Raw genomic sequence first — 19081 nt, forward strand, 5'->3', positions numbered from 1 at the left:
CCACCCGCAGGTGCTCAGCGACAGCCAGGACCTCGGCATCAAGCGGGGGAGCGACTCTTCGACAGGCTCAGGGATCGCAGAAGATCGGGATCAGGGGACCGTCGGTGGGTGCGATCAGGGGATCGCAGAAGACCGCGATCAGTAGGTCTGGTCGATGAGGTCCTCGGCGACTTCGGATGCCGCCGCCTCATCGATGAAGAAGATGGTGCGCTTGCGCCCCTTGGCACCCGCTGCCGGAACGTTCGTGTAGCTCGCACCCGCGAGAGCGAGTCCGAGAGCCGAAGCCTTGTCCGCTCCGGTGAGCACGAGCCAGACACGCTTGGAAGAGTTGATGACGGGGCGCGTGAGCGTGATCCGCTCCGCGGGCGGCTTCGGAGAATCACGTACCGCAAGCACCGCGGCATCCGTTTCGGTGACCTCGATACGGTCGGGAAACAGCGACGCGATGTGTCCGTCGGGGCCGACGCCGAGGAAGCACACCGCGAACGACGGCCAGGGCTCTTCCGCCGTACCGAATCTCGCGAGCTCCGCCGCATAGGCCGCGGCAGCCTCATCAAGTGTGAGACCGCTGTCCGAGGCTGCAGCCTCGTGCACATTCTCGGCGGGAACGGCGATATAGTCCAGCAGCGCACGGCGCGACTGCACAGCGTTGCGATCCGCATCAACGCGGGCGACGAACCGCTCGTCTCCCCACCAGAAGTGCACCAGGGTCCAGTCGATCTGGGCGACCTTCGGGTGAGCGGCGACAGCCTGCAGCACGGCACCACCCATCGATCCACCCGTGAGCGCGATATGTGCGATGCGCCCATTGCGGGTACGCGCCTTCACACGGGCGAGGAATCGGTCAGCAACCCGAGCGGCGAGGTCCACCGGGGTCGGCTCGATGACGACGAGCTTCTCGGCGGATGCTGCTTCCATGCGTTTCAGGCTACCTTCTCCGGCGGCCCCAGCTTCTTCCAACCTTCGGTGATCACTCGTCCGTAGAGCACATCGGGGTCAAGACGACGCAGCTCCTCGGCGAGGCACTCGCGGAGAGTGCGCCGTGGCAGCACGAGATCGTGGTCGGGCTGATCGGGCTGAGTGAGGAGCGCAATGGCCGGCTCTGGTCGCTCGAGCAGAATGTCGCCGCTGGCACGTGTGAGACGCACGGACTTGATGCCCTCCGACCATTGCGTCGGGTCCTCATAGGACCAGCGCACCGGCACATCGAGTGCGAGCTGCAGCCAGGCGGCCAGCAGTGCGGTCGAGGGGGAACCGGCAGCACCGCGCACGTCGACAGCTGTCACGGTCTCGAACGGCGGCTGGTCGAGCACGGCGGCCAGCTGTTCACGCCAGTGGGTCAGGCGGGTCCACGCCAGATCGGTGTCGCCGGGCGCGTGCGTCCGACCGCGCAATGACAGACGATCGCGGACGTCGGGTGTGGTCGCAGCGTCCGTGATGCGGCGCTGCGCGATGCGGCCGAGTGGTGAGGCAGCGGGATCCGCGGGAGCCTCGCCGGGCCACCACGCCACGACAGGGGCATCGGGGAGGAGCAGGCCGGTGATCAGGCTCTCTTCATTGCTCGCGGCGGCACCGTATGCCTGCAGGACGACGACTTCACTCGCCCCGGCATCCCCGCCGATTCGGATCTGCGCGTCCAGGCGCGCTTCGCCCTCACCGGTGGTGAGCACGATGACGCGCATCGGATGCTCGCGGGACGCATCATTCGCAGCATCGATCGCGGCCTCGGCAACGCCATTGCGAGCCGAGATGACGAGTGTGAGGACACGGCCGAGGGCGACAGCGCCACCCTCTTCGCGGACCTTGACGAGCTGCTTGGCGACCTGGCTGACTGTCGTATCGGGAAGGTCGATGATCACGGGCGTCTCCAGACTCGGCCGTCACGGGTGAGGAGCGCATCGGCGGATGCCGGGCCCCAAGAACCGGGTGCGTACTGCTCCAGCGGACCGCCTTCGGTCGCCCAGTATTTTTCGACGGGATCGAGGATCTTCCAGCTGAGCTCGACCTCCTCGTGACGGGGGAACAGTGGCGGGTCTCCCAGGAGCACATCCAGGATGAGTCGCTCGTAGGCTTCGGGGCTCGCCTCGGTAAAGGCGTGGCCGTAACCGAAGTCCATCGTCACGTCGCGCACATTGGTGCCGGGGCCGGGGACCTTCGAGCCGAAACGGATCGTGACGCCCTCATCGGGCTGCACGCGGATGACGAGGGCGTTCTGACCGAGCTCTGCGGCATTGCCGCGTCCGAACAGGTGCTCGGGAGCGCGGTCGAAGACCACGGCGATCTCTGTGACGCGTCGGCCGAGCCGCTTTCCGCTGCGCAGGTAGAACGGCACACCGGCCCAGCGGCGGTTGGCGATCTCGAGTTTGATCGCCGCGTAGGTCTCGGTGATCGACTCAGGGTTCATGCCGTCCTCTTCGAGGAAGCCGTCCACCTGCTGACCGCCCTGCCAGCCGCCGGCGTACTGCCCGCGGGCTGTGGCCAGAGAGAGATCCTCGGGCAGCGTTACCGCGGCGAGGACCTTCTCCTTCTCTGCACGCAGGTGCTCCGCAGACAGGCTGATCGGCTCCTCCATGGCAGTCAGAGCGAGCAGCTGCAGGAGGTGGTTCTGGATGACGTCGCGAGCAGCGCCGATGCCGTCGTAGTAGCCGGCACGTCCGCCGACGCCGATGTCTTCAGCCATCGTGATCTGCACGTGATCGACGAAGTTGCGGTTCCAGATCGGTTCGTACAGCGCGTTGGCGAAGCGCAGTGCGAGGATGTTCTGCACCGTCTCCTTGCCGAGGTAGTGGTCGATGCGGAAGATCGAGTCGGCGGGGAATGCCACCTCCAGAGCCTCGTTCAGCGCACGAGCTGACTCCAGGTCGTTGCCGAAGGGCTTCTCGATCACGACGCGACGCCACTGATCGTCACCGCGGTCCTCGCCGACCAGGCCGGACTCCTTGAGCTGCTTCGCGACCAACGGGAACGACTTCGGCGGGATCGACAGGTAGTAGGCGTGATTGCCCATCGTGCCGCGTTCGACGTCGAGCTTCTCGACGGTCTCGCGCAGCTTCGCGAACGACTCCGGGTTGTCGAACTCGCCCGAGACGAATCGGATGCCCTGCAGCAGCTGCTGCCAGGTCTCCTCACGGAACTCGGTGCGCGAGTGCTGCTTCACCGCGTCGTAGACGACCTTCGCGAAGTCCTGGTCCTCCCAGTCCCGTCGTGCAAAGCCGACGAGGGCGAAGCCGGGAGGCAGCAGCCCACGGTTGGCGAGGTCGTACACGGCTGGCATGAGCTTTTTGCGTGAGAGGTCACCGGTCACACCGAAGATCACCAGGGCACTAGGACCTGCGATGCGATTGAGGCGACGGTCATCGGGGTCGCGCAACGGGTTGTGGCCGCGTGTTACGGAAACGGTCATCGGCGGGGAAATCTCCTACTGACGGCGTGCGTCTGAGTGGGTTTCGGACTACTTCTGGGCTGCTTCGAACAGGGTGAGGACATCGGCCGAATCGTCCGTGATCGTCAGGGTCACGACGGGGCGTCCGTGTTCTGCGAGGACAGCGGCATCGCCGGCGGCCTGCGCCTGAATCAATTGGCCGAAGGTGAACGGGCGGTCGGGGATCTCGAGATCCACCTCCGTGCGCTCGAGGATCTGCAGGAACACTCCCTGCGCGGGGCCACCCTTGTGGTACTGCCCTGTCGAGTGCAGGAACCGCGGGCCCCAGCCGAACGTGGTCGGCCGACCGGAGTCGGCTGCCACGAGCTCACGGAGCCCCTGGAGCTGCGAGAGATCCAGACGGTTCACATATGCCTGGATCGACACATAACCGTCTTCGGGCAGCTGCGCCCACAGCGCATCCATCACCGCTTCGATGTTGCCGGACTCGGCGAGAGCGGCATCCGAGACGCGGACTTCAATGCCGTCCTGAACGAACGCGGGCGCGGTCGGTGCCGGTCGCGCATCGAGCAGGCCTCGGGTGGCTACCTTGGCCGACTCGACATCCGGCTGATCGAAAGGATTGATCTCGAGCAGGAGCCCCGCGATCGCGGTGGCGTACTCCCACACCACGAAGCTCGCACCCAGCGACCCGCTGATGAGGATTTCGCCCTGGTGATGCTCGCGCAGGTGGAACTCGTTCGCATCGTCGACCAGGCGCACGATCTGCAGATCGGCCGGCAGCGTGTCGAGCTCAGGCGAGACCGGCAGGAGGACGACGGGCAGGATGCCGGTGCCGTTCTTTCCCGTCGACTCGGCGACGAGCTGCTCGATCCAGTTCGGGAGACCGACCATGTGCGTGCCATCGGTGATCAGCCCGAGCTTGTCTCGTCGGGGGCTCGTGGCCGCGATCGCAGCCCCCAGACGCAGCGCGGGGTTATCGGCGCGATCGACGGCGACCTGGAGAATCGTCGCCTCGGCCTCGTCCAGAAGCTCCGAGATATCGACGCCGGCAAGACCAGAAGGCACCAGCCCGAAGGCGGTCAGCGCTGAATAGCGACCACCGACGTTCGGGTCGGCGTTGAAGACGCGGTAGCCCGCTTCGCGAGCAGACGAGTCCAGGGGAGAACCGGGATCGGTCACGACGACGATCCGTTCGGCAGGGTCGACTCCGATGTCCCGGAACGCCGCCTCGAACGTGCGGCGCTGCGAGTCGGTCTCCACGGTCGACCCCGACTTCGACGACACGACGAGCACGGTTGCCGCGAGATTGTCGTCCAGCGCAGCAAGCACCTGCCCGGGCGCCGTCGAATCCAGGATCGTCAGCGGGGCGCCCTCGGTCTGCGCGATGACTTCGGGGGCGAGGGAGGACCCGCCCATCCCGGCGAGCACGACGTGATGCACGCCCTTCGCGTGCAGTTCGTCGCGCAGAGCGATGATCTCTCCGACGAGCGGGCGGGAGACCGATACGGCCTCCACCCACCCCAGACGCTTGGCGGCTTCCTCTTCGGCAGCCGGGCCCCACAGCGCGGAGTCGAACGCGGTGATGCGCGAGGCGACGAGATCTCCGACCAGACGCGGGACGACTTCATCGATCGCAGCCTTCGCCGCGCCCGAGTCGTGGATCGAGAACGTCATCGCTGGGCCTTGAGTCCTTCGGCGACCTGGGTGAGCAGATCGTGCCAGGAGTCGATGAACTTCGTGACTCCCTCGTCCTCGAGCACCTGGGTGACATCGGCGAAGTCGATACCGACCTTCTCGAGTCCTGCGAAGACCGCACGGGCCTCTTCGTAGCCGCCCGTGATCGTGTCACCCGTGATGACACCGTGGTCGAATGTGGCCTCGAGCGTCTTCTCGGGCATCGTGTTCACGACTCCCTGAGCGACGAGTTCGGTCACGTACAGCGTGTCGGGGAGAGCCGGGTCCTTGACACCGGTCGATGCCCAGAGCGGACGCTGCAGGTGGGCACCGGCATCCAGAAGCGCCTTGGCGCGGTCGCCCGCGAAGGTCTTCTCGAACAGCTCATAGGCCAGACGCGCGTTGGCGAGGCCGGCCTTGCTCTTGAGCGCGAGTGCCTCGTTGCCGCCGATGGCTTCCAGACGCTTGTCGGTCTCCGTGTCAACGCGTGAGACGAAGAACGAAGCGACGGATTCGATCGTGGACAGGTCGATGCCCGCAGCCTTCGCGGTCTCGAGACCGGTCAAGTAGGCGTCGATGACCTCGGCGTAACGCTCCAGGCTGAAGATCAGCGTGACATTGACGCTGATGCCTGCGCCGATCGCTTCGGCGATGGCGGGAAGACCGGCCTTGGTGGCGGGGATCTTCACGAGCAGGTTCGGGCGGTCGATCTTCGCCCACAGCTGCTTCGCCTGCGCGACGGTTCCGGCGGTGTCGTGGGCGAGGTCGGGGGAGACCTCGATCGAGACGCGGCCGTCGACGTGGCCGGAGGCTTCCCAAACAGGGCGGAAGACATCGAGTGCTGCGCCGACGTCCTGCGTGGTGGCGGCGAACACCGCCTCCTCGGCGCTTGCGCCGGACGCTGCGAGCTCGGCGACCTGAGCGTCGTACGAGGTGTTGCTCTTGTCCGTGATCGCGTTCGCGAAGATCGTCGGGTTCGTCGTGACACCCGTGATGTTGCGGGACTGGATCAGCTCGGCGAGGTTGCCGGAGTCGATGCGCGTGCGGGACAGATCATCCAGCCAGATGCTGACGCCGGCGTCGTGAAGGTCGGAGGTGGGGGTGCTCATGCGTTCTCCTTGATGGTCTCGCGTGCCGCCTCAATGACGGCTTCGGTGGTGATACCGAACTTCTGGAACAGGGTCTTGTAGTCGGCGGAAGCGCCGAAGTGATCGATAGCGACCGAACGTCCCTTGTCGCCGACGATGCCGCGCCAGGTGAGTGCGGAACCCGCCTCGACCGAGACACGGGCGGTAACGGCCTTCGGCAGCACCGACTCGCGGTAGGCAGCATCCTGCTCGTCGAACCACTCCAAAGACGGAGCGGACACGACACGGGCGTTCACGCCTTCCTCGGCGAGTGCCGCGCGTGCATCGACGGCGAGCTGCACCTCGGATCCGGTGGCGATGAGGATGACGTCCGGCGTCCCGTTCGCGGGTTCAGCGAGTACGTACGCACCCTTGGTCGCGTTGTCTGCAGACGCGAAGTCGTTACCGGATGCTTCGCCTTCACCGCGTGCGAACACTGGGGTGTTCTGACGCGTCAGGGCGATGCCTGCGGGGCCAGCGTGGCGGCGGAGCATCTCGAGCCATACGACCGAGGTCTCGTTGGCGTCGGCCGGGCGCACCACCGTGAAGTTCGGGATCGCACGGAGTGCCGCGAGCTGCTCGATCGGCTGGTGGGTCGGGCCGTCTTCACCGAGCGCTACGGAGTCGTGAGTCCACACGTAGATGCTCGGGATGTTCATGAGAGCAGCCAGACGCACAGCGGGGCGCATGTAGTCGCTGAAGATGAGGAACGTACCGCCGAATGCGCGGGTGGGACCGTGCAGGACGATGCCGTTGACGATCGCGCCCATCGCGTGCTCACGGATGCCGAAGTGCAGCACCCGTCCGTACGGGTTGCCGGACCACTCGTGGGTCGACCACTCGGCCGGGATGAACGAAGGGGCGTTCTTGATCGTCGTGAGGTTCGACTCGGCGAGGTCAGCGGAGCCGCCCCACAGCTCGGGGAGCTCAGCGGCGAGGGCATTGATGACCTGGCCGGAGGCCGCGCGGGTCGAGACGTCCTTGCCCGCTTCGAACGCGGGAAGTGCGGAGGCGATGTCGGCAGGCAGCTCGTGTGCTTCGACACGGTCCAGCAGTGCCTTTCGCTCCGGGTTGGCCGCAGCCCACGCATCGAACGACTTCTGCCAGGCAGCGCGCTCCTCGGCCGCGCGGTCGGCGAGGGAACGGGTGCGGGCGAGGACGTCATCGGCGACGACGAAGCTCTGCTCCGGGTCGAAGTCGAGAACCTTCTTCGTCGCGGCGAGCTCGTCAGCACCCAGGGCTGAGCCGTGGATCTTGCCGGAGTTCTGCTTGCCGGGGGAGGGCCAGCCGATGATCGTCTTAAGGATGATGAGCGAGGGCTTGTCCGTCTCGCCCTTGGCGGCGTCGATCGCGGCGTTCAGCTCTGCAACGTCCTCGACGTACTGACCGGTCTTCTTCCAGTCGACGGTCTGGACGTGCCAGCCGTAAGCCTCGTAGCGCTTCGCGACGTCTTCGGTGAAAGCGACGTTCGTGTCGTCCTCGATCGAGATCTGGTTCGAGTCGTAGATCGCGATCAGGTTGCCGAGCTGCTGGTGGCCGGCGAGCGAGGATGCTTCGCTGGTCACGCCCTCCTGCAGGTCGCCGTCACCGGCGATGGTGTAAATGAAGTGATCGAACGGACTGGTGCCTGCGGCGGCATCCGGATCGAACAGGCCGCGCTCGTAGCGTGCGGCGTACGCGAAGCCCACAGCCGAGGAGAGACCCTGGCCGAGCGGACCGGTCGTGATCTCCACACCCTTGGTGTGGCCGTATTCGGGGTGACCCGGCGTCTTCGAACCCCACGTGCGCAGCGACTTCAGATCATCGAGTTCGAGTCCGAAACCACCCAGGTACAGCTGCACGTACTGCGTGAGCGACGAGTGGCCCACAGAGAGGATGAATCGGTCGCGGCCGAGCCAATCGGTGTCTGCCGGGTCGTGGCGCATCACGCGCTGATACAACAGGTACGCGGCGGGCGCGAGGCTCATCGCTGTTCCCGGGTGACCGTTACCGACCTTCTCGACGGCGTCCGCCGCCAGAATTCGTGCGGTATCCACCGCACGTCGATCGGTCTCATCCCACTGCAGTTCGGTCACGGTCATGCCCTTTCCAACAACTTACGAGGGCGCCCAATTCCATAGCGACTCCGCATCGTCACGGACAAGTGCACAGCGCCGGGCGCGCGAGTGAGTTTCAGCTTAGCGTCGTGTCGAGAACGCCGATACGACATTTCGTTGTTGGACGGCCGGGCATTCATATGCTCTGCACTAGACTGAAGAGGTTGTCGCAGTGCGCATGGAGGAGGCGATCGATATCTCGACCACGTCCGAGAAGACGGCGGTGAAACGGCCGATTGGCCGCACGATCAAGGCCTATGTCACGCTGACCAAACCGCGCGTGATGGAGCTCCTTCTCGTCTCCACCGTCCCCGTGATGTTCCTCGCACAGGGTGGCATGCCGAATCTCTGGCTGGTGCTCGCCACTGTGATCGGCGGAGCGATGAGTGCGGGATCCGCAGCATCGTTCAACATGTACATCGATCGCGACATGGATGCGCACATGCATCGCACCGAGAACCGTCCGCTCGTCACCGGTGAGATCTCGCCGCGCGCCGGGCTGATCTTCTCGTGGGTTCTCGCGGTGGCATCCACCGTCTGGCTGCTGGCAACCACGAACTGGCTGACCGCGACTCTTTCGGTCGCCGCCATTTTCTTCTACGTCGTGATCTACACGCTGATCCTCAAGCGTCGTACCGAGCAGAACATCATCTGGGGCGGTATCGCTGGCTGCTTCCCGGTGGTCATCGGCTGGTCCGCGGTCACGGGTGACGTGGCATGGCCGGCGATCGTTCTGTTCGTACTGATCTTCCTGTGGACGCCGGCGCACTACTGGCCGCTGTCGATGAAGTACCGCGACGACTACTCCGACGCTGACGTGCCGATGCTCGGCGTCACGCGCAACGCTTCGCAGGTCGGGCTCCAGGTGATCCTGTACGCGTGGGCGACGGTGGCGTGCTCGCTGCTTCTGATCCCGGTTGCGAACATGGGCCTGGTGTACACGGCATCCGCTCTGGTGCTGGGTGGCTGGTTCATCTACGAGTCGCACCGCCTGTACAACCAGGCGGTGCGAGGCTCGAATCCGCGTCCGATGCGTGTATTCCACGCATCGATCAGCTACTTGACGCTGATCTTCGTCGCGGTCGCGATCGATCCGCTGCTGCCGTTCTGATCCTCGAGTTCCGACCCTTCGACAGGCTCAGGGTCCGAATCGGCAGGCTCAGGGGCCGAGTCAGCACGCTCAGGGGCCGAATCGACTGACGATTCGTCCTCCGCGGTCCAGTCGATTTCCTCGACGACGACAGGGGTGCTCGATGGCACAAGAGTCTTCGCTGCAGCGATGCCGAGGGTGATCAGCACTCCGAGGATGCCCGCGGCGAGAACAGCCGCGCCTGCCGTGATCCACGCCTGGCCGACGTAGACCTCGATGTTGGTTGCCGTGCCATCGAGCAGGGTCGTCTGCATCGTGGCGGTGTTATCCACCACGAGCCAGCCGCCGACGGCGACAGCGACGAGGGATAGGACCAGGAGCAACCAGTACGGGATGCTGCGCATGAGTGACGTGTTCTTCATGCGTGCCAGCATCCACAACGTTCTGATGCGGGCGTGATGAGCGCGCTATGCGCGCGCTGAGTACGGGCTCTCTGTCGCTGGGGACAGGGTGTCAGCGACGGGCTTCTTCATCCTGAGCACCGCGACCGTGTATGCCGCAGCCGTCAGCGATGCCAGGACCATGTGGATGCCGACGAGGAGCTCCGGCAGGCCTTCTCGCGCCTGCCAGACGCCCACAGCGACCTGCGCTCCGACCGCAATGGTGAGAACGAGCAGCCAGTGCCGCGGCTCCAGACGGAGCACCCACGCCGAGATGAGAAGCGCCACCACCAGCGCCGCGAGGATGTATCCGGGCCAGGAGTGCACGTGCGCGAGCACTGTGGCATCGAATCCGTCGCGGATGACGTTGGCATCGCCTGAGTGCGGGCCGGAACCCGTCGTGAGAACGCCGAAGAAGATCGTCACGGCCAGTGCCAGGCCGGTCACGTGGGACAGAACAGCGAACCAGCGGGGGACGACGCGAACGCGGGCGCCAGCCGGCTCCTTCATCCGCACGAGGAACGCCGCGGTCACGCACACCAGGATCAACGATGACGCGTAGTGGAAGCCCACGATGAACGGGTTCAGGCCGGTCAGCACCGTGATGCCGCCGACGAAGGCTTGTGCCACGACCCCGATCAGCACGATCCAGGCGAGTGTGCTGAGATCACGGCGCTGCGGTGTGATGCGCAGCGAGTACACGCAGCCTGCGATGGTCACCAGGAGCAGACCCAGTGAGAAGAAGGGGAACGCGGGAATGCCGAACATCGACGCGACGGCGTAGCAGAGGACGCCGGCGCCGATACCGCCAAGGGCGAACCACAGCGCGGCCTTGAGTGAGCGCCGCCCGCCCAACACGTGCAGCGTGAGCAGAAGGACGGCGATGGCGAGCACGCCAACCAGGCCGGTCATCGTACGGTTGCCGAACTCGATGATCCCGTGGATGCCCTGTTCAGCGGTCGGCACGAGCGACTCGGGCGTGCACAGCGGCCATTCGGAGCAACCGAGACCCGATCCGGTTAGACGGACAGCCCCGCCGGTGCCGATGATGATTACTTCGGAGAGGAACGAGAGCCAGGCGAGTACGCGAATGGGCCGCCCGATGCTGGTGGGCCACCAGCTCCAGAACCCGGAGCGGGGAGTGGTCTGGGCGGGCGTGATCGTTTCAGGCATGCGGCCTCCGGTTCACGCTGGACACCGGACACGGCCCGGAAGTCAGGGTGAACCTGTAGAATCGGATTGTTGCGATGCATGCGCTCTGAGCGAGATGCATCACCAACAGTTTAGGCGCGATGGAATGCGTCTGTGATGAGGCCCACCAGCGGCACCCACCTCGACTACTCGACGGGGACACGGCGTGTCGGGGCGGCTGATACCGTTGCGGCCCAACTAGGAGAGTGTGATGTCGGAAGTGCTGATCGACCGCCCGGAACTCGACAGTCTGGGGGTGTACGAATTTGGCTGGCACGATGAAGACGCAGCAGGAGCCCTCGCGAAGCGAGGCCTCTCCGAGGACGTCGTCCGTGGCATCTCCGGCCTGAAGAACGAACCCGAATGGATGCTGAAGACCCGTCTGAAGGGGCTGCAGCTGTTCGGACGCAAGCCGATGCCGACCTGGGGTGCAGACCTCAGCGAGATCGACTTCGACAACATCAAATACTTCGTGCGATCCACCGAGAAGCAGGCGCAGTCCTGGGAAGATCTTCCGGCTGAGATCCGCGACACCTACGAGAAGCTCGGCATCCCCGAGGCTGAGCGCCAGCGCCTCGTCGCCGGCGTCGCCGCGCAGTACGAGTCCGAGGTCGTCTACCACCAGATCCGCGAGGACCTGGAGGAGCAGGGCGTCATCTTCATGGACACCGACACCGCGCTGCGCGAGCACCCGGAATTCTTCGAAGAGTACTTCGGCACGGTGATCCCGTCCGGAGACAACAAGTTCGCGGCGCTCAACACGGCTGTCTGGTCAGGTGGCTCCTTCGTCTACGTGCCCAAGGGCGTCCACGTCGAGATCCCGCTGCAGGCGTACTTCCGGATCAACACCGAGAACATGGGCCAGTTCGAGCGGACCCTGATCATCGCTGATGAAGACAGCTACGTCCACTACATCGAGGGCTGCACCGCCCCGATCTACAAGTCGGACTCGCTGCACTCGGCCGTCGTCGAGATCATCGTGAAGAAGAACGCACGCGTTCGGTACACGACGATCCAGAACTGGTCGAACAACGTCTACAACCTCGTCACCAAGCGCGCTGTCGCCCACGAGGGCGCGACGATGGAATGGGTCGATGGCAACATCGGCTCGAAGGTGACGATGAAGTACCCGTCGATCTACCTGATGGGCGAGCATGCCAAGGGCGAGACTCTCTCCGTCGCCTTCGCCGGTCCCGGTCAGCACCAGGACGCCGGCGCGAAGATGGTCCACATGGCGCCGTACACGCAGTCCTCGATCGTCTCGAAGTCGATTGCGCGCGGCGGCGGCCGTTCCGGTTACCGCGGCGAGGTCCGCGTCGATCCTGGCGCTCATCACTCCGCGAACTCCGTGGTCTGCGACGCACTCCTGGTCGATACGCACTCGCGCTCCGACACCTATCCCTCGATCGACATCCGCGTCGACGATGTGCAGCTCGGACACGAGGCGACGGTCTCCAAGGTCAGCGCAGAGCAGCTGTTCTATCTGCAGTCGCGCGGAATGGAAGAGACCGAGGCGATGGCGATGATCGTACGCGGGTTCATCGAACCGATCGCGCGCGAGCTGCCGATGGAATACGCCATGGAATTGAACAAGCTCATCGAGATGGGCATGGAAGGATCGGTCGGCTAAATGGCGGCCCAGGTTACCGCGCCCGCAGAGGCGCAGGATACGAACGCGCACATCGACCCAGCCGCTCAGGTGGCAGACGCGGGATTCGTCCCCGTGCAGACTCGTTCCGAGCGCCCGCGCTCGTTCGATCCGGAGGACTTCGGCGTACCCACCGGTCGTGAAGTCAACTGGAAGCACACTCCTGTTGCACAGCTCACCGGGATGTTCACGACGGCGACCGAGAACGACGGCGTCACCTACGAGATCTCCAGCGGCGCGCAGTTCGCCACCGGCACGCTCGCGGCCGGCGACACGCCACGGGGCGAATTCTTCGTTCCGGAGGACATCATCTCGGCCGTCGCGTGGCAGGGAACGGATGCCGGCATGCACGTGCGCATCCCCCGGGATGAAGAAGTGGCAGAGCCGGTCTTCATCACGATCACCGGTCAGGGCGCCGAGAAGCGTGCCGACGCGCACATCGTCATCGAGGCGCTGGAGAACAGCTCGGCGACTGTCGTGCTGCGCCACCGCGGTTCGGCGCAGTACGCCCAGAACGTCGAAATCCTGGCCCGCCCCGGCTCGCGTCTCACGGTGATCTCCGTGCAGCGCTGGGACGACGACGCCGTCCATGCGGCATCGCACCAGGCGCGCGTCGACAAGGATGCTCTGCTCAAGCACTTCGTGATCAGCTTCGGCGGGGGCATCGTTCGGGTGAACCCGAACCTCGAGCTCTCCGGCACAGGGTCCGAGGGCCGCATGTACGGGCTGTCCTACGCCGATGCCGGTCAGCATCTCGAGAGCCAGGTATACCTGCACCACAAGGGTGCTCACACGATCGGCGATGTCCTCTACAAGGGCGCGCTGCAGGGTGAGAAGGCGCACAGCGTCTGGATCGGCGACGTCCTCATCGGAGCCGACGCCACGGGCACCGACTCGTACGAGGCGAACCGCAACCTGGTACTCACCGAGGGCGCACGCGCCGACTCGATCCCGAACCTCGAGATCAAGACCGGTGACATCCTCGGTGCAGGTCACGCCAGCGCGACCGGTCGCTTCGATGACGAGCAGCTGTTCTACCTGCAGGCTCGCGGTATCGATGAAGAAGAGGCCCGGCGCCTGGTTGTGCTCGGCTTCCTCAGCGATGTCGTGCAGCGCCTCGGCATCCCCGCTCTGGAAGAAGAGCTGCTCGCAGCCATCGACACCGAGCTGACGGCGGTGACCGCATGACCGCACAGCGAGCCTGCAGCGCCAGCGAGCTCGAGCAGGACGCTCCGCTGCGCGTTGAACTCGACGGTGTGCCGATGGCGATCGTGCGCGATTCGAATGACGAGATCCATGCGATCGGCGACGTGTGCACGCACGGCGAGATCTCGCTCTCCGAGGGATTCGTCGAAGGCGAAACGCTCGAATGCTGGGCCCATGGATCGCGGTTCTCGCTGCGCACCGGTGTGCCCCAGAATCTCCCCGCTTATGAGCCCGTCCCGGTCTATGTCGTCACGATCGACGGCGACGACGTGCTCATTGATCCGACTGTGACGAAGGAAGTCTGAAATGTCTGTTCTTGAAATCCGTGACCTGCATGTCTCGGTTGAGACCGATGCAGGTGCCAGCCCGATCCTCAACGGGATCACCCTCACCATGAAGACCGGTGAGACTCACGCCATCATGGGGCCCAACGGCTCCGGCAAGTCCACCCTTGCGTACACGATCGCCGGGCACCCGAAGTACACCGTCACCGGTGGCACGATCACCTTCGATGGTGAAGATGTCCTGGCGATGACCGTCGACGAGCGTGCCCGCGCGGGGCTGTTCCTCGCGATGCAGTACCCGGTGGAGATCCCCGGTGTGACCGTCACGAACTTCCTGCGCACGGCCAAGACCGCGCTCGACGGTGAAGCACCCTCGATCCGCTCCTGGACGAAGGACGTCAAGTCCGCCATGACGAACCTGCGCATGGACCCCAAGTTCGCGCAGCGCAACGTCAACGAGGGCTTCTCGGGCGGCGAGAAGAAGCGCCACGAGATTCTCCAGCTCGAGGTCCTCAAGCCGAAGTTCGCGATCCTCGACGAGACCGACTCCGGTCTTGACGTCGATGCACTGAAGATCGTCTCCGAGGGCGTCAACCGCGCCAAGGAATCGACCGGCCTCGGCGTGCTGCTGATCACGCACTACACGCGCATCCTCCGCTACATCCGTCCCGACTACGTGCACGTCATCGTCGCGGGAAAGATCGTCGAAGAGGGCGGCCCCGAGCTCGCCGACCGCCTCGAGGAAGAGGGCTACGACCGCTTCCTCGACCCCGCCGCTCCGATCGAAGCGTAGGCTGGGACCATGAGCGCGACGCTTGCCCCCGAGAAGTTCGAAGAGGTCACCGAGGCCCTCAAGGACGTGATGGATCCCGAGCTCGGGATCAACGTCGTTGACCTCGGTCTCATCTACGATCTCGCCTGGGACGATGAGAACGATGCTCTCGTGATCCACATGACGCTGACCAGCGCCGGCTGCCCGCTGACCGATGTGCTCGAAGAGCAGACGGCCGAGGCGCTGGACACGGTCGTCGATCGGTTCCGCATCAACTGGGTGTGGATGCCGCCGTGGGGGCCCGAGAAGATCACCGATGACGGGCGCGACATGATGCGCGCGCTCGGTTTCGCCATCTGAGATGACACCGGTTCGCGCGCTTCCGCTGGAGCAGCTGCGTCAGCGCACCAGCGAGAAGTGGCGCGAATACCCGGCAGATGTGCTGCCGTTGTTCGTCGCGGAGACCGATTTTCCGCTGGCTCCTGCGATCACGACTGCCCTCGAGCGGGCGGTGCGCGACGGCGATACCGGATATGTCGCCTCGAAGACTCCGCTGGCCGACGCCTTCGCCGGGTTCGCCTCGCGCCGGTACGGCTGGGAGCCCGATCCGGGACGGATGCGCTCGACCGCGGACGTCAGCATGGGCATCGTCGAAGAAGCGGGTGCCGTCGTCGAGCGCGTACCGCTGCGCGACACCGACTCCGGGTGGGAACTCGACATTGACGGCATCCGCGTTGCGCTGGAGCATGGCGCGCGCGCAGTGCTCCTGTGCAATCCGCACAATCCGACCGGAACCGTGCACTCTGCGCGATCACTCGCTGCCCTCGCGGATCTCGCGGCGGACCACGGCGCTGCGGTGATCTCCGACGAAATTCACGCCCCACTCGCGCAGCCGGATGCCGGGTTCACCCCGTTCCTCACGGTGTCGGATGTTGCGCGCGCGGTCGGCTATGCCGTCGTCAGCGCGAGCAAGGCATTCAACCTCGCCGGGCTCAAGTGCGCGCTCATGGTCACCGCGGCGGACGAGACCACGCGCCTCGTGCGAGGCCTGCCCGTCGAGGTGGAGTGGCGCACCGGCCAGTTCGGCCTGCTCGCGGCTGTCGCCGCATTCTCCGAGGAGAGCGATTCCTGGCTCGACGGACTCCTCGTCACGCTGGACGAGAACCGCCGCCTGATCACCGAACTTCTCGCCACGCACCTCCCCGAAGCGCGCTATCGAGAGCCGGATGCCGGATACCTCGCCTGGATCGACCTCACAGGTCTCGGCTGGGGCGAGAACCCATCCAAGCGCATTCTCCGCGAAGCGAAGGTCGCACTGCATTTCGGTCCGGCGTTCGGTGCGGAAGGGGCCGGACACGTCCGCCTGAACTTCGGGACGAGCCCCGAGATCATCACGGAGGCCATCACCCGTATCGCAGCCCTCGACGCGCCTCGCGCATGAGCGGCTCACCCGCCGCATCGATCTGGGACCGAGAGCGGATCGGGGTCACGGTCGGGGCCATTGCGCTGATCTTCCTCGGCGCGATCGAAGCCTTGGCTGTCACCACAGTGATGCCCGTGGTGAGTGCGGCGCTAGACGGAGAATCGCTCTACGCGGTCGCGTTCGCGGGAACCCTCGCGACCAGCGTCATCGGCATGGTCGCCTGCGGCGCGTGGTCGGATGCCCGCGGACCGCGTGGACCGCTCTACGCGGCGGTGTCGTTGTTCATCCTCGGGCTCCTCATCTCGGGCTTCGCGTTCACGATGGAGCAGTTCGTCATCGGCCGGCTCGTGCAGGGGCTGGGCGCAGGAGGTGAGACTGTCGCGCTGTATGTGGTCGTCTCGCGGCTGTACCCGCCACATCTGCACGGCCGGATTTTCGCAGCCTTCGCCGCGGCCTGGGTTATCCCGGCGATGATCGGCCCGTTCCTCGCCGGTGCGATCGCGGAGTTCTTCGACTGGCGATGGGCCTTCCTCGGAGTTGCCGCTCTCACGGTGATCGCGTTCACCCTGATCGCCGTTCGGCTGCGTGCGCTCGATCTCGGCGGGGGCGACCCGAGTAGCGTGGCGGGACTCACTCGGCGGCTGCTGCTCGCCATCGTGGTCGCCGTCGGCGCCGTGGCGGTGGGCTTGTCCGCCGATGTGCCATCGGCGTGGGGCTGGCCGCTCGCGCTCGTCGCTCTGATCGTCATCGGCTTCGCCGTCGTGCCCCTGCTGCCGAAGGGCACGTTGCGGTCGGTACCAGGGCTCCCGAGCGTCATCCTCGTCCGAGGACTGGTCGCCGGTGGCTTCTTCGCCGCTGAGGCATACATCCCGTATCTGCTCATGGCGGAGTTCGGCTTCACGCCGACCTGGGCGGGGATCGCCTTGATGCTCTCGGCGTTCGCCTGGGCCGGCGGTTCTGCTGTCCAAGGACGGTACGGCGAAGTGCTCGGCAACAGGCGCATCGCGCTGATCAGCATCCTGCTTCTTCTGATCGCCTTCGTCGGCGTTATCCTCACGGCGCTCACGGGCGCGAGTCCGTTGGTCATCATCCTCGGTTGGGCCTTCGCCGGCGCCGGGATGGGGCTGCTGTATCCGCGGCTCACCGTACTCACTCTGGCGTACTCCGCACCGGGAAACGCCGGGTTCAACTCATCGGCACTGTCGATCTCGGATGCGACGGGCTCCGCAGTCGCGGTGGCCATCGCCGGGCTCGGCGTCGCGACGCTCGGGGGCGGTGCTGACGCGTTCCCGCTGGTGTTCGCATTCGCCATCGTCGTCGTGCTGCTGGCCATGATCCCCGCGCTGCGACTCGGCCACGGTGCGGAGCCCGGCTGAACAGAGTCGGATCCGCGCCCCTCGATCGTCCGCACACGCGCGAGCCGCAGGGCTGACAGCATCAGCACGACAGCGAGCGCTGTCGTGAGCGGTGTGGCACCCAGAACGAGCAGACCGACGACGGCGGACACTCCGATTGCGGTTGCCGCGACGAGCCGTGCGCTCGAGTCCGTCGGAATCGGGGCCGGACGGGCTTCGATGCTCGCGAGCACTGTGGCGACCGCAGCGGTCAGGACGAACACGACAGCGAGCCACAGCGGCCGAGTGATCCACCAGGCGAAGCTGCTCGGTTCAGGCAGTGCGATGCCGGTCGTGATGCTGAGCATGGCACTGATGCCTGCCATCGCCAGGAGAATCGGCATGTGCCAGAGGTAGATGGTCATGGCACGCGGCGTCACGAAACCGCGCAACCGGGAACCGAAGGGGCTGTTGCTCCACGTGTTTAGGCGCTCACGCAGGAGCGACATCAGCATCGTGTGCGCGACACCGACGAAGAGGAGTGCCGTGGTCGGCGGGTTGATGTTGGCAATGAGGTCAGGGGAGTAGACACCGGTTATGCAGGCGAGCACGAGACCTGTGACGGCTGTGCCCGCGATGATCGCGCGGGTGCGGCGTGCCAGTGCGCTGATGCGCCCGTCGGCGAGGAAGAAGCCGAGCTGCTGCAGCGCTAGCCACACGAACGCGAGGTTCAGGATGCCGAAGGCATCCGCTCCCGTCGTGATGCGGAGTGCGTCGATGACGATGGCGGCCGCGACGAGCAGCGCGATCGTGCGCCAGGGGGCGCGCTCATGAGCCACGGCGAGCGCAGGCAGCAGCGTCTGGCACAGCAGGAAGACTCCGAGGAACCACAGCGGCTGCCCGAACCGGTAGCCAGCGATCACGACGAGCTCCCCGGGTACTCCCGAGAGCAGCAGGGCTGTCAGTGACACGCCGACGACGGCGACCGTGCACACGGCTGGCAGGAGCAGCCGGTGGATGCGTGCGGCGACGAATGCGTTGGCGGTGCCGCCGCGCTGGCGTGACCGGATGAACGAGGTGTAGCCGGCGAACCCGCCGATCACGAAGAACAGCGGCATGATCTGCAGCACCCAGCTGAGCGGAGTGATCCATGCGGAGCCGTCGCTCGCATTGGCGAAGACCGGGTTGCCTCCGACGACGGTTACACCGACCATCAGGGAGTGCAGCACGACGACCCCCAGCACGCAGAATGCACGGACCAGATCGATGCCGGTGTCGCGCCCTGCCTGCGGGCGGCTCGGTTTCGGAGCGGCGATGTGTCGCAGTTCTGCGATGGCCATGGGGTTCCTCCTCGGTAGCTGTTCGAGGAGGTTATGAGCGGGGTGGGCGTGAGGGCATCAACCGGTGGGGT

The 19081-nt window shown here is 65.6% G+C and carries 16 protein-coding genes and 1 pseudogene; 8 read left to right on the top strand and 9 right to left on the bottom strand.

Going from position 1 to position 19081, the window contains the following annotated elements; all coding sequences use genetic code 11:
- Positions 1-138 precede the first annotated feature (138 nt).
- Genes pgl through tkt form a run of 6 tightly spaced genes read right to left on the bottom strand, consistent with a single transcriptional unit; the run spans position 139 to position 8267 of the window.
- Entirely contained in the window at positions 139-918 is a 780-nt protein-coding gene (gene pgl, locus ACTIAO_RS06705; RefSeq protein ID WP_441905506.1) for a 6-phosphogluconolactonase, read from the bottom strand.
- Between the two features lie 5 nt (positions 919-923).
- Positions 924-1859 carry a glucose-6-phosphate dehydrogenase assembly protein OpcA gene (locus ACTIAO_RS06710; protein WP_441905507.1) on the bottom strand — a complete coding sequence of 312 codons (936 nt, stop codon included), beginning with the start codon at positions 1857-1859 and terminating at the stop codon, positions 924-926.
- Positions 1856-3403 (bottom strand): glucose-6-phosphate dehydrogenase, encoded by a 1548-nt coding sequence (gene zwf / locus ACTIAO_RS06715; RefSeq protein ID WP_441905508.1) that lies wholly within the window; start codon positions 3401-3403, stop codon positions 1856-1858. The genes ACTIAO_RS06710 and zwf overlap by 4 nt, the downstream gene beginning before the upstream one ends.
- A gap of 48 nt (positions 3404-3451) precedes the next feature.
- Entirely contained in the window at positions 3452-5059 is a 1608-nt protein-coding gene (locus ACTIAO_RS06720) for a glucose-6-phosphate isomerase (RefSeq protein ID WP_441905509.1), read from the bottom strand.
- Positions 5056-6168 (bottom strand): transaldolase, encoded by a 1113-nt coding sequence (gene tal, locus ACTIAO_RS06725; RefSeq protein WP_441905510.1) that lies wholly within the window; start codon positions 6166-6168, stop codon positions 5056-5058. The genes ACTIAO_RS06720 and tal overlap by 4 nt, the downstream gene beginning before the upstream one ends.
- Positions 6165-8267, bottom strand: coding sequence for a transketolase (gene tkt, locus ACTIAO_RS06730; RefSeq protein WP_441905511.1), 2103 nt, complete (start codon positions 8265-8267; stop codon positions 6165-6167). The genes tal and tkt overlap by 4 nt, the downstream gene beginning before the upstream one ends.
- A 193-nt stretch (positions 8268-8460) precedes the next feature.
- Between tkt and ACTIAO_RS06735 the strand changes: the two genes are divergently transcribed.
- Complete coding sequence (locus tag ACTIAO_RS06735) at positions 8461-9393, top strand: heme o synthase (RefSeq protein WP_441905572.1); 933 nt, start codon at positions 8461-8463, stop codon at positions 9391-9393.
- Here ACTIAO_RS06735 and ACTIAO_RS06740 read toward each other — a convergent pair.
- Positions 9339-9794 (bottom strand): hypothetical protein, encoded by a 456-nt coding sequence (locus ACTIAO_RS06740; RefSeq protein WP_441905512.1) that lies wholly within the window; start codon positions 9792-9794, stop codon positions 9339-9341. The two genes, ACTIAO_RS06735 and ACTIAO_RS06740, sit on opposite strands and share 55 nt — an antisense overlap.
- 45 nt (positions 9795-9839) lie before the next feature.
- Positions 9840-10985 carry a COX15/CtaA family protein gene (locus tag ACTIAO_RS06745; RefSeq protein ID WP_441905513.1) on the bottom strand — a complete coding sequence of 382 codons (1146 nt, stop codon included), beginning with the start codon at positions 10983-10985 and terminating at the stop codon, positions 9840-9842.
- A gap of 229 nt (positions 10986-11214) precedes the next feature.
- Here ACTIAO_RS06745 and sufB point away from each other — a divergent pair, with 229 nt between their 5' ends.
- Genes sufB through ACTIAO_RS06780 form a run of 7 tightly spaced genes read left to right on the top strand, consistent with a single transcriptional unit; the run spans position 11215 to position 17712 of the window.
- Positions 11215-12633 carry a Fe-S cluster assembly protein SufB gene (gene sufB / locus ACTIAO_RS06750; protein ID WP_441905514.1) on the top strand — a complete coding sequence of 473 codons (1419 nt, stop codon included), beginning with the start codon at positions 11215-11217 and terminating at the stop codon, positions 12631-12633.
- Positions 12634-13839 carry a Fe-S cluster assembly protein SufD gene (gene sufD, locus ACTIAO_RS06755; RefSeq protein ID WP_441905515.1) on the top strand — a complete coding sequence of 402 codons (1206 nt, stop codon included), beginning with the start codon at positions 12634-12636 and terminating at the stop codon, positions 13837-13839.
- Positions 13836-14162 carry a non-heme iron oxygenase ferredoxin subunit gene (locus ACTIAO_RS06760; RefSeq protein ID WP_441905516.1) on the top strand — a complete coding sequence of 109 codons (327 nt, stop codon included), beginning with the start codon at positions 13836-13838 and terminating at the stop codon, positions 14160-14162. Before sufD ends, ACTIAO_RS06760 begins: the two co-directional genes overlap by 4 nt.
- A gap of 1 nt (position 14163) precedes the next feature.
- Entirely contained in the window at positions 14164-14934 is a 771-nt protein-coding gene (gene sufC, locus ACTIAO_RS06765) for a Fe-S cluster assembly ATPase SufC (protein WP_441905517.1), read from the top strand.
- Positions 14935-14943: 9 nt separating this feature from the next.
- The gene (locus ACTIAO_RS06770) at positions 14944-15273 is read left to right on the top strand and encodes a metal-sulfur cluster assembly factor (protein ID WP_441905518.1); all 330 of its coding nucleotides are present in this window, start codon (positions 14944-14946) and stop codon (positions 15271-15273) included.
- Between the two features lies 1 nt (position 15274).
- Complete coding sequence (locus ACTIAO_RS06775; RefSeq protein ID WP_441905519.1) at positions 15275-16354, top strand: MalY/PatB family protein; 1080 nt, start codon at positions 15275-15277, stop codon at positions 16352-16354.
- Positions 16351-17712, top strand: a complete 1362-nt coding sequence (locus tag ACTIAO_RS06780; RefSeq protein WP_441905520.1) for an MFS transporter — start codon at positions 16351-16353, stop codon at positions 17710-17712. The genes ACTIAO_RS06775 and ACTIAO_RS06780 overlap by 4 nt, the downstream gene beginning before the upstream one ends.
- A 215-nt stretch (positions 17713-17927) precedes the next feature.
- On the opposite strand, the pseudogene ACTIAO_RS06785 reads toward ACTIAO_RS06780, so the two are convergent.
- A pseudogene (locus tag ACTIAO_RS06785) lies at positions 17928-19010 on the bottom strand (acyltransferase family protein); the annotation flags it as partial.
- Positions 19011-19081 lie beyond the last annotated feature (71 nt).

Source organism: Microbacterium sp., assembly GCF_052099035.1.
Classification (GTDB): Bacteria; Actinomycetota; Actinomycetes; order Actinomycetales; family Microbacteriaceae; genus Microbacterium.

Coding starts and splice junctions, on each gene's coding strand:
- pgl (WP_441905506.1), bottom strand. CDS start 918: ATGGAAGCAGCATCCGCCGAGAAGCTCGTCGTCATCGAGCCGACCCCG.
- zwf (WP_441905508.1), bottom strand. CDS start 3,403: ATGACCGTTTCCGTAACACGCGGCCACAACCCGTTGCGCGACCCCGAT.
- ACTIAO_RS06720 (WP_441905509.1), bottom strand. CDS start 5,059: ATGACGTTCTCGATCCACGACTCGGGCGCGGCGAAGGCTGCGATCGAT.
- tal (WP_441905510.1), bottom strand. CDS start 6,168: ATGAGCACCCCCACCTCCGACCTTCACGACGCCGGCGTCAGCATCTGG.
- tkt (WP_441905511.1), bottom strand. CDS start 8,267: ATGACCGTGACCGAACTGCAGTGGGATGAGACCGATCGACGTGCGGTG.
- ACTIAO_RS06735 (WP_441905572.1), top strand. CDS start 8,461: ATGGAGGAGGCGATCGATATCTCGACCACGTCCGAGAAGACGGCGGTG.
- ACTIAO_RS06740 (WP_441905512.1), bottom strand. CDS start 9,794: ATGAAGAACACGTCACTCATGCGCAGCATCCCGTACTGGTTGCTCCTG.
- ACTIAO_RS06745 (WP_441905513.1), bottom strand. CDS start 10,985: ATGCCTGAAACGATCACGCCCGCCCAGACCACTCCCCGCTCCGGGTTC.
- sufB (WP_441905514.1), top strand. CDS start 11,215: ATGTCGGAAGTGCTGATCGACCGCCCGGAACTCGACAGTCTGGGGGTG.
- sufD (WP_441905515.1), top strand. CDS start 12,634: ATGGCGGCCCAGGTTACCGCGCCCGCAGAGGCGCAGGATACGAACGCG.
- ACTIAO_RS06760 (WP_441905516.1), top strand. CDS start 13,836: ATGACCGCACAGCGAGCCTGCAGCGCCAGCGAGCTCGAGCAGGACGCT.
- sufC (WP_441905517.1), top strand. CDS start 14,164: ATGTCTGTTCTTGAAATCCGTGACCTGCATGTCTCGGTTGAGACCGAT.
- ACTIAO_RS06770 (WP_441905518.1), top strand. CDS start 14,944: ATGAGCGCGACGCTTGCCCCCGAGAAGTTCGAAGAGGTCACCGAGGCC.
- ACTIAO_RS06775 (WP_441905519.1), top strand. CDS start 15,275: ATGACACCGGTTCGCGCGCTTCCGCTGGAGCAGCTGCGTCAGCGCACC.
- ACTIAO_RS06780 (WP_441905520.1), top strand. CDS start 16,351: ATGAGCGGCTCACCCGCCGCATCGATCTGGGACCGAGAGCGGATCGGG.